14 protein-coding genes are annotated in these 14,897 nt (G+C 49.3%); 12 read left to right on the top strand and 2 right to left on the bottom strand.

The features are described from left to right. Positions 1–332: 332 nt before the first annotated feature. Positions 333–1,205 (bottom strand): YicC family protein, encoded by an 873-nt coding sequence (locus OEZ43_03625; protein ID MDH5544657.1) that lies wholly within the window; start codon positions 1,203–1,205, stop codon positions 333–335. 71 nt (positions 1,206–1,276) lie between these two features. On the opposite strand from OEZ43_03625, the gene OEZ43_03620 reads away from it, so the two are divergent. The 9 genes from OEZ43_03620 (at position 1,277) to OEZ43_03580 (ending at position 11,361) form a co-directional block, all read left to right on the top strand. Continuing rightward, positions 1,277–2,158: a serine/threonine protein kinase gene (locus tag OEZ43_03620; protein ID MDH5544656.1), complete on the top strand. Its 882-nt coding sequence runs from the start codon at positions 1,277–1,279 to the stop codon at positions 2,156–2,158. Between the two features lie 48 nt (positions 2,159–2,206). After that, the gene (rph, locus tag OEZ43_03615; GenBank protein MDH5544655.1) at positions 2,207–2,911 is read left to right on the top strand and encodes a ribonuclease PH; all 705 of its coding nucleotides are present in this window, start codon (positions 2,207–2,209) and stop codon (positions 2,909–2,911) included. A 1-nt stretch (position 2,912) separates the two neighbouring features. After that, complete coding sequence (gene rdgB, locus OEZ43_03610) at positions 2,913–3,503, top strand: RdgB/HAM1 family non-canonical purine NTP pyrophosphatase (GenBank protein ID MDH5544654.1); 591 nt, start codon at positions 2,913–2,915, stop codon at positions 3,501–3,503. Between the two features lies 1 nt (position 3,504). After that, positions 3,505–4,122: a guanylate kinase gene (gene gmk / locus OEZ43_03605; protein MDH5544653.1), complete on the top strand. Its 618-nt coding sequence runs from the start codon at positions 3,505–3,507 to the stop codon at positions 4,120–4,122. 64 nt (positions 4,123–4,186) lie between these two features. Beyond that, on the top strand, positions 4,187–4,426 hold the full coding sequence (gene rpoZ / locus OEZ43_03600; protein ID MDH5544652.1) for a DNA-directed RNA polymerase subunit omega: 240 nt from the start codon (positions 4,187–4,189) through the stop codon (positions 4,424–4,426). A gap of 164 nt (positions 4,427–4,590) precedes the next feature. Then, on the top strand, positions 4,591–6,768 hold the full coding sequence (gene spoT, locus OEZ43_03595) for a bifunctional GTP diphosphokinase/guanosine-3',5'-bis pyrophosphate 3'-pyrophosphohydrolase (protein ID MDH5544651.1): 2,178 nt from the start codon (positions 4,591–4,593) through the stop codon (positions 6,766–6,768). Positions 6,769–7,043: 275 nt separating this feature from the next. Further along, positions 7,044–7,427, top strand: coding sequence for a RidA family protein (locus tag OEZ43_03590; protein MDH5544650.1), 384 nt, complete (start codon positions 7,044–7,046; stop codon positions 7,425–7,427). A gap of 155 nt (positions 7,428–7,582) precedes the next feature. After that, complete coding sequence (locus OEZ43_03585; protein MDH5544649.1) at positions 7,583–8,782, top strand: patatin-like phospholipase family protein; 1,200 nt, start codon at positions 7,583–7,585, stop codon at positions 8,780–8,782. A 257-nt stretch (positions 8,783–9,039) separates the two neighbouring features. Further along, entirely contained in the window at positions 9,040–11,361 is a 2,322-nt protein-coding gene (locus tag OEZ43_03580) for an RNA-binding transcriptional accessory protein (GenBank protein ID MDH5544648.1), read from the top strand. Between the two features lie 210 nt (positions 11,362–11,571). Here the strand turns inward: OEZ43_03580 and OEZ43_03575 are convergent, their stop codons facing one another. Beyond that, positions 11,572–13,383, bottom strand: a complete 1,812-nt coding sequence (locus OEZ43_03575; protein ID MDH5544647.1) for an AMP-binding protein — start codon at positions 13,381–13,383, stop codon at positions 11,572–11,574. 149 nt (positions 13,384–13,532) lie between these two features. On the opposite strand from OEZ43_03575, the gene OEZ43_03570 reads away from it, so the two are divergent. The 3 genes from OEZ43_03570 to OEZ43_03560 all read left to right on the top strand — a co-directional run bounded on the left by OEZ43_03570 (position 13,533) and on the right by OEZ43_03560 (position 14,796). Next, the gene (locus OEZ43_03570; protein MDH5544646.1) at positions 13,533–14,075 is read left to right on the top strand and encodes a hypothetical protein; all 543 of its coding nucleotides are present in this window, start codon (positions 13,533–13,535) and stop codon (positions 14,073–14,075) included. A gap of 83 nt (positions 14,076–14,158) precedes the next feature. Further along, the gene (locus OEZ43_03565; protein MDH5544645.1) at positions 14,159–14,449 is read left to right on the top strand and encodes a hypothetical protein; all 291 of its coding nucleotides are present in this window, start codon (positions 14,159–14,161) and stop codon (positions 14,447–14,449) included. Positions 14,450–14,598: 149 nt separating this feature from the next. Further along, positions 14,599–14,796 carry a YjfB family protein gene (locus OEZ43_03560; GenBank protein ID MDH5544644.1) on the top strand — a complete coding sequence of 66 codons (198 nt, stop codon included), beginning with the start codon at positions 14,599–14,601 and terminating at the stop codon, positions 14,794–14,796. Positions 14,797–14,897 lie beyond the last annotated feature (101 nt).

Here is a 14,897-nt window from a genome sequence, read left to right as displayed (position 1 = left end):
TGCTTATCAATTTCGTCCAGGCAGGGGTTTAAACCATATAAATAGTGCAGATCCGTGAAATGTTTCACATTATTTCTGCATTTGAAGTATTGATTCTGTGATACCGATCATAGAAACCTCAGACCGTGTTTAACATATACCCGGTATTGGAGTTGGTGTAGATCACATATTAAGGACCTACAAGTAGACAATAAGCGGGAATTGAAATTGAGAAGTGAATAACGATAGACGCTCGTCAGAACGATCGAACATCTACCGCATACATCAAAGAATAAAAACGAGATGAGAAAAATTTTGAAACTAAAACTTTTAAGATGAATCAGCGAGAAAAACTACTCGATATTCTGAATCTGCTCACGCATCTGCTCAATAAATACTTTTAACTCCACGCCAAGACGTGTTGTATCGGCGTCGATAGATTTAGAACACAGCGTATTCGCCTCGCGATTGAGTTCCTGCATCAGAAAATCCAGGCGTCTACCCACTGGTTTATACTCTTTCGGATTGAGCAGACGTTCGATTTCTTCAAGATGGGTTTCGAGACGTTTCAATTCTTCTTCGACATCGGTCTTTTGTGCGACGAAAACCATTTCCTGTTCCAATCGGCCTTCGTCCGCCTGCACAGACATTTCTTCAAAACGTTTTTCGAGACGCTCACGCACACCTTTGAGGATATCCGGAATGCGTGGGCGCAAATTCGTGACGATATCGACCATGCTTTTGCGTCGCTCTTCCAGGGCCATGCGTAGTTTCTCGCCTTCACGTTCGCGTGTTTCGACCATTTCCTTGAGTGTAGTCTCGAGTATGCGTACCGCATCGGCCTTCACCCGATCAACGTCCGGCCCGCTAATCTCAAGCACCCCCGGCCACTTCATCACGTCGATGGCTCGCAATGATTTAATTTCAGGTGACAACTGACATATCTGTTGACTAAGATTCACCACCTGAGTTGCGACGTCCTTATTGAACACGGTGGCATCAGCGCGTCCTTGATCAGCCTTGAAATACATATTCAACTCGACTTTGCCGCGATCAAGATACTTGCCGACCAGTTCACGGGCTGTTGCCTCCAAAACACGATAGTCTTCAGGCAGGCGTACAAAGATTTCGAGATAACGATGATTGACAGAACGCAGTTCCCAGCCCAAAGAGCCATAGTCCAGTTTTTCGTCCTGGCGGGCAAAAGACGTCATACTTCGAATCATGTGTTACCTCTCAATTTTTGCTTCAGAATATTGCGGTAGTCGGCGATAAAACTGCTAAACCGGAATTTTGCATGGCACCACTACCACCTAATTTACCTGAAAACACCGTACTCGACCGATATCGCATTGGCCGGGTGCTCGGTGGTGGCGGATTCAGTGTGGTTTATATGGCAACCGATTTGGAAAACAATCAACCAGTGGCCATCAAGGAATACTTTCCAGCAAAATTGGCCCGCCGCGCGCAGAATGGATTTGATGTCATCGCACGGGATGAGAAAACCGAGAAAATGTTCAAGCAGGGCCGGAAGCTGTTTTTCCAGGAGGCCAGCCTGCTCGCCGCTCTCGATCATCCAAACATCGTTAAAATTCTTGGATTTTTCCAGGCCAACGAAACCGTATACACGGCTATGTTGTACCAAAAGGGCATCAGTCTTCAAGCGTATCTCAAAAAAAAGGGCGGTAAGCGCAGTGAGAATTTTATCCTCACGGTCTTTAACCCTTTTCTGGAGTGCGTGCAGGAAGTCCACGAACACGGCCTGTTACACCTGGATATCAAGCCCGGCAATATCTTCATCCGCAACGATGCCTCACCTTTGTTGCTGGATTTCGGAGCGGCGCATAAATTGATGATGTCGGCGGAGTCTCGTCTGTTTCCTGTGGTTTCCCACGGATTTTCGCCTATTGAGCAGACCCAAAAGCACGCACATCTGGGTCCGTGGACTGACATCTACGCCATAGGTGCCACTATGCGTTCCTGTATTGAAGGGCGACCACCGATCGCCGCCAAGAAACGCCGCCCCGAAGATCTATTACCTCCAGCCGCGCTAATGTTTGAGGACGAATACAGTCCTCAGCTATTGCATGCCATCGACTGGGCCATGGAGTTACAGCCCGAAAATCGTCCACAGAGCATTGCTGAGTTTCGCAAGGTATTTCCTCGAATTGAAAATTAAAGCTGCGTATAATCCCGCATTCATTCGACACCAGATGCAGGAAAGACTATGCGCCCCAGTGGAAGAGCACCTGATCAACTACGCGAAATACGCTTCACCCGCAATTTCACCAAACATGCCGAAGGCTCTGTCCTCGTAGAATTCGGCGATACCAAAGTCATCTGCACTGCCACTATTGAAGATCGTGTGCCTCGATTTCTGAAAGGTCAGGGCAAAGGTTGGGTGACAGCGGAATACGGCATGTTGCCGCGCTCCACCGGCGAACGTATGGGTCGCGAGGCCTCACAGGGCAAGCAAGGCGGCCGCACCATGGAAATACAGCGTTTGATCGGTCGCTCGTTGCGCGCCGTCGTCGATCTTTCCCAATTAGGTGAGCGTACGATTACCGTCGACTGTGATGTTATTCAAGCCGATGGTGGTACACGCACAGCCTCGATCACCGGTGGTTATGTCGCATTGGCCGACGCGATACAGAATGCCAAATTACCGAAGAAGGCCTTGAAGGGCCAGGTGGCGTCAGTCTCGGTTGGCATTTACGAAGGCACACCTATTCTTGATCTCGACTATCCGGAAGACTCAGGCGCCGAAACCGATATGAATGTGGTGATGAATGGCGATGGAAACTTCATCGAAGTTCAGGGCACGGCGGAAGGCGAAACCTTCAGCACAGAAGAATTAGTCGCCATGCTCGATCTCGCGCGCAAAGGCATTGCACAGTTGACCGAAAAACAAAGTCAGAGCCTGAGCGACTGATATGCAACGCATCGTACTCGCCAGTGGAAATCGCGGAAAGGTTCGTGAAATTCAGGCGATACTCGCCAACAGGCATATCGAAGTCGTCCCTCAATCAGATTTCAATGTGCCTGAAGCCGAGGAAAACGGACTTAGTTTCGTAGAGAATGCCTTGATCAAGGCACGAAACGCCGCGCGCATTACCGGCCTCCCCGCGATTGCCGACGATTCTGGTCTATGTGTTGACGCATTACAGGGCAAACCCGGCATTTACTCGGCTCGTTATGCGGGGCCACAATGCGACGATCAGGACAATAACGCCTTATTGCTGCGCGAACTCGGCGGGATTCCACGCGAACAAAGAGGCGCAAGCTTCCAATGTGCAATTGTCTATGTACGACACGCTGATGACCCCGTTCCCCTGATAGCCCAAGCCGGATGGAAAGGGTTCATTACCGAATCGGCCGAAGGCGAAAACGGTTTTGGCTACGATCCTCTCTTTTATGTCGAAGCCTATCAATGCACCTCAGCGCAACTGGACCCACAACAAAAGAACCGCATTAGTCATCGCGGTCAGGCCTTGCAACTTTTTTTAAAAATGTTCGAGGGATAGTATGGAACAAGGAACGCTATACATCATTACCGCACCCTCAGGCGCAGGCAAAACCAGCCTGGTAAGAGAACTGATTAAAACCACCAACGACATCGTGGTATCGGTCTCCTTTACCACGCGTTCACCTCGTGAAGGCGAACAGAACGGAACGCACTACAATTTTGTCGATGAAGCCGCTTTTCTCGCCATGCGTGATGACAATCAGTTTCTCGAATATGCCGAAGTCTTCGGCAACTACTACGGCACGTCCAAACCGTGGCTGGAAAAACAGCTAAACGATGGCGTCGATGTGATACTCGAAATCGATTGGCAGGGTGCGCAGCAGGTGAAAAAACTGTTCCCCAACGCCATCGGCATTTTTATATTGCCACCGTCGGGTACCACCTTACTCCAACGACTACGCGCCCGCGGACAGGATAGCGACGAAGTCATTGAACGCCGCACCAAGGAAGCCAAGGCTGAAATGTCCCACTATAGTGAGTTCGATTTTATGGTCATCAACGATGATTTCCAGACCGCCCTCACCGACCTGAAGAGTATCGTGCGTGCGCAACGACACCGGAATCCGCGCATGGCTGAACGCAATCGCCTGTTAATCGCCGACTTGTTGGCGGTTTAGGCGTGGCAATCGCGTTTCGTCTGGTCTATAATCCGCGGTTCGCTTTCTCTGGCTGGAGGCAATCATGGCCCGTATTACTGTAGAAGACTGTTTGGAACACGTAGATAACCGTTTTGAGCTGGTTCTCCTGGCAACCAAGCGCGCCCGTCAGCTTGCCAATGGCAAGGCCGCGATGATCGACTGGGAAAATGACAAACCTACGGTGCTGGCCCTACGCGAAATCGCCGAGGGTTACGTCACCAACGCCGCTGTCGATAAGATAGACGCTGAATCGGCAGACGACGACGATCTCATGCAGGAATAGTCTTTTTGCGGTGCAGCGGGGAAACCCGCTGCCCGAAATCCTCGCTCCCATCCCCACGCAAAAACCTATACAATCAAATTCCCGCTTCGACAAACTCGACAAGTCTGCGGTTTTCGTCGTATTTTCAATAGCTTTCAAAGCTTAAATCAATATCAGAGGATAAATTGTTTCTGATTAGCGACCTATGCAAAATGCTGGAGACCTATCTCGACGAGAAACAGGTCGCCGAGGTCTATCGTGCCTATTTATTCGGCGCAGAGGCCCATGAAGGTCAGAAACGTCTCAGTGGCGAGCCGTATATCTACCACCCTCTCGCCGTCGCCCGTATTTTGGCCGAACTAAAGATGGACGACAAAACCCTGATGGCGGCGATTTTACACGACGTTATCGAGGACACCCCGACTGCAAAAGACCAGCTAAAACAGGAATTCGGCGACGAAGTAGCCGAACTAGTGGACGGCGTAAGCAAGCTTACACAGATCAAATTTGAATCCAAGGCCGAAGCACAGGCGGAGAATTTCCGCAAACTGATGTTGGCGATGGTCAAAGACATCCGCGTCATACTCATCAAGCTCGCCGATCGTCTACACAATATGCGCACTATCGGCATTATGCCGCCGCAGAAGAAACGCCGAATCGCGAAAGAGACACTGGATATTTACGTCCCGATCGCCAATCGCCTGGGCATAAACTCGATGCGTGTCGATTTACAGGACCTGGGTTTTCAGGCTGCCCACCCATTGCGTTACCAGATACTGAAAAATGCCATTAAAAAAGCGGCCGGTAATCGCAAGGAGATCGTCAGCAAGATCAACTCCGCCCTGCATGACAGATTGGAGCAGGAGGGAATAAGCAGCGAAGTCATAGGCCGAGAAAAACACATCTACAGCATCTACCAAAAGATGCGCAAAAAACGTCTTTCGTTTTCTGAAGTGTTTGACGTTTACGCCTTTCGCATTGTCGTCGACAGCGTAGACACCTGTTATCGCGCCCTCGGCATGGTGCACAACCTGTACAAGCCTTTGCCCGGTCGTTTCAAAGATTACATCGCCATCCCCAAAGCCAATGGTTACCAGTCACTGCATACCGTATTGTTCGGCCCTTACGGTGTACCGATTGAAATCCAGATACGCACCATCGACATGCATCGCATATCCGAAGCAGGGATTGCCGCGCACTGGTTATACAAAACCGGTAGCGAAAAACTGCCCAGCAATCAGGCAAAGGCTGGTGAATGGTTGCGTGGTCTGCTGGAAATTCAGAAAACTTCAGGGAACTCCATCGAGTTCCTTGAAAGCGTTAAAGTTGATCTGTTTCCCGATGTGGTCTATGTGTTCACACCACAAGGCGAAATCATGGAACTACCACGCGGGGCGACACCGGTGGATTTTGCCTATGCTGTTCACACCGACATCGGCAACACCTGTATCGCTGCAAAGATCAACAGACACCTTGCGCCTCTGCGAACTCAGTTACAGACCGGACAGAATGTTGAAATCATCACTGCCCCTGGGGCCAAACCCAATCCAGCTTGGCTTAACTATGTCGTAACCGGAAAGGCGCGTACACACATTCGACATTTTCTCAAGCAACTGCGTGATGAAGAGGCAGTGTCTTTAGGTAAGCGCCTGCTCGACCGTAGCCTGGGAACGTTCTCATTAGCGTTAGATAAGATTCCGCGAGAAAAAATCACCAAGATACTGGAGCTTTATCACCTCAAGACGCTAGATCAATTGCTTTCTGATATCGGCCTGGGTAATCGCATGCCTTTGCTGGTAGCCAAACAGGTATCCAGCCTTTTGAGCAAGGAAGCCGGTCAGCGCGGTCGGTCGACTGGCCTGAAAAATATTCTGTTCCGCTATGCACCTTCCTGGTTAGGCGGTGACAAAAATTCACCTAGACCGCTTGCGATCAAGGGCACAGAAGGCATAAACATCAATTACGCGCGTTGTTGCCGCCCGATCCCAGGCGACCCGATTATTGGCATCTTCAGCGCGGGCCGAGGAATCGTAGTTCACACCACTGGCTGTAAAAATATCCGTGAACATACCAAGCACCCGGAAAATTGGCTGGAACTCAAATGGGAGCAAGACATCGACGGTGACTTTCCGGTTGAAATACGCCTGGAAGTTTCTAATCAGCGAGGCGTGTTGGCCACGGTTGCATCTACCATCGCGCAGATGGAAGCCAATATTGAAAACGTCCATATAGAGGATCGTGATGGCAAATTTACTGACATCTTTTTCGTCATCACCGTGCATAATCGCAAACACCTGGCGCAAATCATGCGCCGTCTGAAGCGCACTGAACTCGTCTCTAAGATCGTACGAACCAGGGGCTAATTTATACGCCGTGCCTAATGCTGGTTATGCGCAAAAAACGAAAGAATGGAATTTAAGACGCAGCAATTACTCACTTACTATTTCTTGTCTCATATCCGGTAGAAAGCAAACACCTCTAACATTTTACCCAAGTGTCACAACCACACATGCGTACGCGTTAATCAATGCACACCCATAGGGGATAGTTAGAGTCCGCACGCCAAACCTTTCTCACGAAGTAATGCCTTGTTATCATCCGCCAACATCTTTATCCACTTTGCAGGACGTCAGCCATCATGAGTAGAGAAATCATACACACGGACAAAGCACCCAAAGCCATTGGCACCTATTCACAGGCCGTAAAAGTTGGCAAAACCGTCTATTTGTCGGGACAAATTCCGTTGGTACCTGAAACCATGGAAATGGTAGAAGGCAATATGGAGGCCCAGATTGTGCGCGTGTTTGACAATCTTGCTGCGGTTGCCGAGGCCGCAGGCGGAACACTGGCAGATATCGCCAAACTCAACATCTTTCTCACCGACCTTAGCCATTTCCCGCTAGTCAACGAGGTTATGGGACGTTATTTTGACCAACCCTATCCCGCCCGTGCAGCCATTGGTGTCGCCAGTCTGCCGCGTAATGCGGGTGTGGAAATGGACGGCATTATGGAGTTGGTCTAGACCAGAAAAACCTCTTCCGTTCAGAGGCATAGAAAATTTCCGCGGATGATGTGACCGGGCGCAATCATTTTCCCGATTCCCGGTCTAAGTTCTTCGTGGAGGGCAACCGATACATATAATGGGACAAGCAAAATTGGGATGCCGGGGACTGGGATATGCTTTGGAAAAAGGAACGAAATAACCCACCAGCGAAAATCGCCTTGATCCTTTCGGGGGGCGGCGCGCGCGCTGCGTATCAGGTAGGCGTGTTACAAGCGGTGGCAGACATGCTGCCCAAGGGTGCACAGAACCCTTTTCCTATTCTTTGTGGTACATCTGCGGGTGCAATCAACGCAACCGCGCTTGCCATTTATGCCCATCAGTTTCGTGAAGCCATCTGGCGCCTGGTCCATGTTTGGGGGAATTTTCATGTGGATCACGTATTCCGGACTGACTGGTTCGGTCTGTCACGCAGTGCTTCACACTGGCTTGCAGCTATGGCCTTGGGTGGGCTTGGCAAGTACAACCCTGTCTCACTACTCGACCGCGGACCTTTGGAACGCCTGCTATCCCACGCCATGGATTTCAACAATATTGACCGCTCCATCAAGGATGGACTTGTACATGCGTTAAGCTTGACGGCCTCTGGCGTCACCTCCGGCAACTCGGTGGCCTTTTTCCAGGGTGCCGAAGAATTGGAAGCCTGGTATCGTTCCCGTCACATGGGTATCCCGACAAAATTGACCGTAAAACACCTCATGGCGTCGTCCGCGATCCCATTTGTGTTTGCCGCAGAACGCCTGGGCGCAGAGTTCTATGGGGACGGAACGATCCGCCAGACCGCACCGATTAGCCCGGCGCTACATTTGGGCGCAGATAAGCTGTTCGTCATTGGGGTTAAACACGTGGACGATACCTGTGAGACCGTGGTCGCAGACAGTTATCCGAGCTTTGGTCAAATCGCAGGTCAGGTACTCGACAGTATCTTCCTCGACAATATCGACCTCGACCTGGAACGCATGCAGCGCATCAACAAGGCTCTGGAACAAATTCCAGACAAACACCTGCCTGGTGATAGCCGCACCATGCGCAAGGTAGATATGTTGTACATTTCACCTAGCGAGGACTTGTACAAGATCGCCGCCAAACACGCACAGGAAGTCCCTCGGAGCGTACGTTTCTTCCTCAAGGGTATCGGCGCCTCTCCTGAAAAGGGATCGAATCTGATCAGTTATATCCTGTTTGAAAAATCTTTCTGCCGCGAACTTATTCACCTTGGCTATGGCGATACCATGGAACGACGCCAGGAAGTGCTTGATTTTCTTGGAGATGACGTCCCAATTGCGGTAAAGCGTTTTTACGTCAACGGCAATTAGGCTTCCGATCGTTTAAGAACCGATTAAGTCCCAGTTGTTTAAATGTGCCTGCCAATCGTTCAAAGCTGTCAGACTCTTCGCTCGTTTGGCTCAGAGCACCTATTCTCATAATAAAGCTCCTTCCTAGGGTCCCCAACAAACTCTGGAAGCCTTCAAACTGGCCCCGCAAGGGGCTTTTGTTTTAGTGCTTGCCTCATACCATCCCGCTACCTAAACTGTGCGCCTTCTATGAGTCTGACAAATTCGAGGTATGCAGTTTGGTAGTTCAAAACATCATTTCCCGTATAGCGAATGAACTTAGCGTCCAGGATGCCCAGGTCCAGGCGGCAGTTACTCTTTTGGACGAAGGCGCAACGGTACCTTTTATCGCGAGATATCGCAAAGAAGTCACCAGAGGCTTGGACGATGCCCAGTTACGTACCTTACAGGAGCGCCTGGTGTATTTGCGCGAACTGGAGGAACGCCGGGCGACCGTCATCAAAAGCATCAGCGAACAGGACAAACTTACGCCGGAACTCGAACAGCAGATCCTCGCCGCTGATACCAAAACCCGCCTCGAAGATCTCTACCGCCCTTACATGCCTAAGCGCCGCACCAAGGCACAGATAGCCCGTGAAGCAGGGCTGGAACCACTAGCTAAAGCGCTACTGCAAGACCCGACTCTTGACCCTGCTACAGTGGCCAGTGACTACATCGATGCCGATAAAGATGTAGCCGATATCAAAGCTGCGCTCGATGGCGCCAAGCAGATATTGATGGAAGATTTTGCTGAAGATGCCGAGCTCAATGGAAAACTGCGTGAGCATGTATGGCAAGAAGGCAGCATCAAATCCAGCATCATCGAAGGCAAGGAACAAGAGGGTATTAAGTTTTCCGATTATTTTGATGCCGCAGAGTCTATACACAAGCTGCCATCACATCGTGCACTTGCGTTGTTTCGCGGACGCAGTGAAGGGATACTGCAATTAAACATCACTTTACCTGAAGGTGAGGAAGCACATGCCAATGCTGGCGACAATATACGCTGCCAACAATTGATTGCGCGCAATTTCAACATTGAGAACAAGGGACGCGCGGCCGACGAATGGTTGCAGGAATGCGTGAAATGGACGTGGAAAGTAAAAATTCTTACCCGTCTCGATAACGAGCTCAAACTACGCCTACGTGAAAACGCGGAAAATGAAGCCATCAAGGTCTTCGCTCATAATCTACATGATTTGCTGATGGCAGCGCCTGCAGGCGCGCGCAACACCATGGGGTTAGACCCAGGTTTCCGTACCGGCGTTAAGGTCGTGGTTGTTGATATCACAGGCAAGTTACTAGAACAGGCGACAATCTATCCGCATCAACCGCAAAATCAGTGGAAACAGGCCTTGGCCATACTTAGTACGCTTGCGAAAAAACACAATGTTGAACTTGTCAGTATCGGTAATGGCACCGCTTCTCGTGAAACTGATCAATTAGCCTTGGAACTTATCAAAAACAATCCGGAACTCAAGCTCACCAAGATCATGGTCTCAGAAGCGGGCGCCTCGGTTTATTCTGCGTCGAGTTTAGCGACGGAAGAATTTCCGGATCTGGATGTTTCTCTGCGCGGCGCGGTTTCTATTGCACGCCGCCTGCAAGACCCACTTGCCGAACTGGTGAAGATCGATCCAAAGTCAATCGGCGTCGGTCAGTATCAACACGATGTTAATCAAACGCAACTGGCGCGCAGTCTTTCGGATGTGGTTGAGGATTGCGTAAATGCGGTCGGGGTTAATGTAAATACAGCCTCTGTTTCCTTGTTGTCCTATGTCTCAGGACTCAATTCTACCCTGGCAAAGAACATTGTTGCCTATCGCGACCAGCATGGCGCCTTCCAGGATCGCAAGCAATTGTTGAAGGTAGCACGTCTGGGAGACAAGGCATTCGAACAATCAGCGGGCTTTTTACGCATCGACCAGGGCAGCAACCCCCTCGACCGTTCGGCGGTTCACCCCGAAGCATACCCGGTTGTGGAAAATATTCTGGCTCGCACGGGTAAGCGAATTGATGACATCATCGGCAACACAAATTTACTACGCAGCCTTAATGCCGCGGAATACACAGACGAAAAATTTGGAGAGCCTACTGTTCGTGACATTCTGCAGGAACTCGAGAAACCGGGACGCGATCCTCGCCCTGAATTCACCACGGCGAGTTTCAAGGAAGGTGTCGAAAAAATTACTGACCTGAAACTCGATATGATTTTGGAGGGCGTAGTAACCAATGTCACCAATTTCGGTGCTTTCGTTGATATCGGTGTACATCAGGACGGACTGGTTCATATCTCCGCGCTGGCAGACAAATTTGTTCAGAATCCACGCGACGTGGTTAAAACGGGGGACGTCGTCAAAGTAAAAGTGCTGGAAGTTGATGTCAATCGCAAGCGCATTTCCTTGACCATGCGTCTGACGGATTCCTCTCGTGATGTTGAAAAGACGCAACGTGCAGAACCGTCAAAGCCAAAAAATCGCCAAAAACAAACTTCGACCCAGGCCACACAAACGGGTAACAATGCCTTCGCGCTAGCGTTTCAAAAAGCAAAATCAAATTAGCCTCACGAAAGTCAACGCAGATACATCTGCGTTGACTTATAGTTTTCTCGAAAACAGGCAATGAAATATCGACTGACGAATCTTCATGCCAAACACTCGGGCTAAACCGATTCCATCTTTACTTAAACACACGATGTCTTGCAGTTGCTTTATTTACGATAGACAAAACAAATTGACTGCTTTTCGACCTGTGTACACTGAATATACATACTAGCGTATCAGTGCCGAAGCGGTATTACGGGTAGTTATACGGGAGTTATTTCGCGTATCGGGATGAGGCGGCTGATAAAGCTGCACTATATCGGCATGCATCGCGTCTATCATCATGTCACGCATCAATCGGCCTTCATCGTCAAACCATTCTGGTTTGAGACAACTTTGGTCATAGACCAGAAAGTCTTTAATCTGCCACGCGTGTGGCAAACGCATCAATGCAAGGCGTACCCGAGTAGACAGAAAATCACGAAGGCGATAGGCATTCAACTCCACAACACTATCACTCGTATTTCTAGCAGGCATTAGAGCCGCCAGTCTGGATTTTTCGAGAAATAACATGGCGCTTAAGAATTCACGCCCGTGTCCAAGCACTACGACCTGTGTGAATAATTCGTCTTTTGTAAGCTGATCCTCGATCACTCTTGGATATACATATTCACCCGTAGAAAGCCTGATCGATGCATCGACTCTTCCGTCTAAGTAGTAGCGATCTCCACTCCTACGCAATCTATCACCGGTTGGCAACCAGCCATGCTTTCTGACCGCTTTCCCGGAAATGTAGCGACTCGCGACACTTCCGCCACGCAACAACAATTCGCCGTTATCGTCTAACTTCCATTCCACACCTCCGACAAATTCACCAATGTGGTTTGCACAATATGGCTGCTGATTAATTGCCACAAGCGGCCCAACTTCGGTTAAACCGTAAATAGCGGAAATCGCTCCGCCGGTACAAAATTGGTCTAAGTAAAACTGACAACTCGCACTTGCTCCGACAACCATCTTCAATCTCAGCGACGAGCCGTTAAAGCGCCTTGCAATCTGCCTCATCAGCGCTCGACAAAAAAAAGCGACAGCAGGCAGCATGAGCGTCGCATATGCCCACTTTCCAGATTTAAATCGCCACTGGGAAATCACGCGCATAAATCGAAACATCTGAAGACGCAGATGTGAGCGCTTAGACAGATCTGCCTGGAACGCCCGTTGATAGTGATCAAACACTCCCGGCGCACCTATTATTACGGTGGCACCGAGGCGGTGAAAGTCCTTAAACAAGTTCGTAGAATGAGGAAAAATCACGCACGCTGAACCTTGCATAGCGAGGTAAAGTGTCGAGATTAATGCGTACGAAAATGAAAAGTGTTCGGTGCAGAAGATGCTATCCCGTTCACTTAACTCCGTGCGCAATTGTAACTGTTGCAATTGTTGCAGGATGCAGCCGTGGGTGATCAACACGCCTCGAGGTATTCCATTTTTACCTGCGCTATACAGGATAAAGGCAACATCGTCTGGCCTGGCCTCATAGGTTTCGCCGCCAGCTTTCACATCTGCGATCATCCACTCTGACATTGCGATAACAACTTGCTGCCGTGCGCGCGTTCCAACACTTACTATTTGGCACTCGGGCAACACACGTGATACCCGCCGGATATATTCATCATCAAGACTATCGTCGATAAAAAGATATTGAGGCCGTGTTTCTTTCAAAACATGTATCAATCGTTCCAATGTGGTGGACGGAATAATAGGCACGATTTGCCCGCCCTTGCTTAGCACAGCTTGTGAGATACACACCCAGTCCGGTGAGTTCGGCAATATCAATGCGACCCGTTGGCCCGGTGTCAGCTCACTAAACGCCATTCTAATTCGACATGTACGACGAAAGGCGTCCGCCCAACTGCAGGCGCGCCAGGAATTTTTCTGTTCATCGAACCACCGGTAAGCCGATCCGCCGGGATATTTCATCAAGGTACGATGAAACAACTGAGTAAGATTGGTGATTGAGGGGTTTTGTCCGTTTGTCATTATTTTTCTCCTTCTCCCTGGGCCCTCAAAATTAGTCTTCTTGCCTTAGATAATACTTAGATCAAGTCGAGACTCAACTTTTAATCCGCTTCGCTCGATATGAAAGGCAGAGATTTGAATTTTTTATGCACAATTTACAGGGGATACACATGGCAAACTCATCGGCACAAACAGATTCCATATTCGAACAGGAAATGAGCACTTTTCTTCAACTTGCCAATGGTGAGATTCGTCTTTCAATGAAAGACGCAAGTGGTTCTGTACAGATGCTGACTCGCACGTTTATGGAAATGGTCAGAGATGTACATGAAATCAAAGCCCTGGCGGAGGAAATGCACCGCAACCCTGATGCAAAGAATCTGGAAAAAATTAACACCATCTGTGATGAGTATTTCAACAAAGTGCAAGAAAGCACAGTAGGCTTCCAATTCTACGACAAGCTGACCCAACGCCTGACCCACACTACCGAAAGCATCCGTCAACTACAGGACATGATGCAGGAACCCGAACAACTAAAAGACACCTCTACATGGAAGGCTTTTAAGGAAGAAGTCCACCGTCGTTACAACACCGAGGCAGATCGTCGTTTCTTTGAGGCGATGATGGAGGGCAATTCAATCAAAGAAGCCATCCGTATTGCCACGGAAGGTAATGGAAAGACCAAAGGTACGGACAGCGTCGAACTTTTTTAGCTTGACGCCGGGGAACGGAATCATATTATGATTGCCTAATACGGGACTCAGATTCCATTACTTTACTTTCTGCGGAGGATACGATGTTTAAGAAATCTGTATTATTAGTAGGCCTGTTGCTCGGTATGGCATCAGTATCAAGTGCGGTTCTGGCCTGTGGCGGCGCGAATTCCGGCAAACATATTGGCAACATCACAGCAGTGGATGCCAACAATAAAACTTTTACTATCCGTGACATGGAAAGCAGCAACGCCATCACTTTCAAAGCGGGCAGCGACATTATGGCCGCTTTAAATGGCGCCAGCGGACACGTAATGGTCAATTACGAAGAAAACGATGAAGGCGCTCTGGTAGCAGTTGGCGTCACTTTCTAAAAAATCAAATAGTTAAACAGGCCCCGTTATCACGGGGCCTTTTCATTTGCAGACCAGTTCACAAAACCAGCCTAAACCCTCTGATTTAATTCATGAATCTCCCATCAAGGACGATACGCAATATGGGCATACTATAGCGAGGAAATACCGTGAACATAGCCAATAGCCCGATTGCGACAACCACAGCGCTGGGAGTCGGCAACAAGGTTGGGGATTCGGTCGGTGTATCGGTACTGAAAAAAGCTCTTAACCATCAGAGCTCTCAGGCGGCACAACTGATCAATTCCATCCCCAAGGTAGAGAACTCAGAGCCTCATCTGGGCAACAATATCAATGTGCGAGCCTGATTAAAGGTTCGAATTCGTAAAACAGCGCCATCTTGGCGCTGTTTTTTTATATATCCTCCAATAACAACGGGTTAGAATGACAACTACGATAACAAGAGGAT

Source organism: Gammaproteobacteria bacterium (genome assembly GCA_029881255.1).
In the GTDB taxonomy this organism is placed as follows: domain Bacteria; phylum Pseudomonadota; class Gammaproteobacteria; order S012-40; family S012-40; genus JAOUMY01.
The sequence above is the reverse complement of the archived record's forward strand: the minus strand, read 5'-3'. Positions and strand labels throughout refer to the sequence as shown.

Coding starts and splice junctions, on each gene's coding strand:
- rph (MDH5544655.1), top strand. CDS start 2,207: ATGCGCCCCAGTGGAAGAGCACCTGATCAACTACGCGAAATACGCTTC.
- gmk (MDH5544653.1), top strand. CDS start 3,505: ATGGAACAAGGAACGCTATACATCATTACCGCACCCTCAGGCGCAGGC.
- OEZ43_03570 (MDH5544646.1), top strand. CDS start 13,533: ATGGCAAACTCATCGGCACAAACAGATTCCATATTCGAACAGGAAATG.
- OEZ43_03585 (MDH5544649.1), top strand. CDS start 7,583: ATGCTTTGGAAAAAGGAACGAAATAACCCACCAGCGAAAATCGCCTTG.
- OEZ43_03620 (MDH5544656.1), top strand. CDS start 1,277: ATGGCACCACTACCACCTAATTTACCTGAAAACACCGTACTCGACCGA.
- rdgB (MDH5544654.1), top strand. CDS start 2,913: ATGCAACGCATCGTACTCGCCAGTGGAAATCGCGGAAAGGTTCGTGAA.
- OEZ43_03625 (MDH5544657.1), bottom strand. CDS start 1,205: ATGATTCGAAGTATGACGTCTTTTGCCCGCCAGGACGAAAAACTGGAC.
- OEZ43_03590 (MDH5544650.1), top strand. CDS start 7,044: ATGAGTAGAGAAATCATACACACGGACAAAGCACCCAAAGCCATTGGC.
- OEZ43_03575 (MDH5544647.1), bottom strand. CDS start 13,383: ATGACAAACGGACAAAACCCCTCAATCACCAATCTTACTCAGTTGTTT.
- OEZ43_03565 (MDH5544645.1), top strand. CDS start 14,159: ATGTTTAAGAAATCTGTATTATTAGTAGGCCTGTTGCTCGGTATGGCA.
- rpoZ (MDH5544652.1), top strand. CDS start 4,187: ATGGCCCGTATTACTGTAGAAGACTGTTTGGAACACGTAGATAACCGT.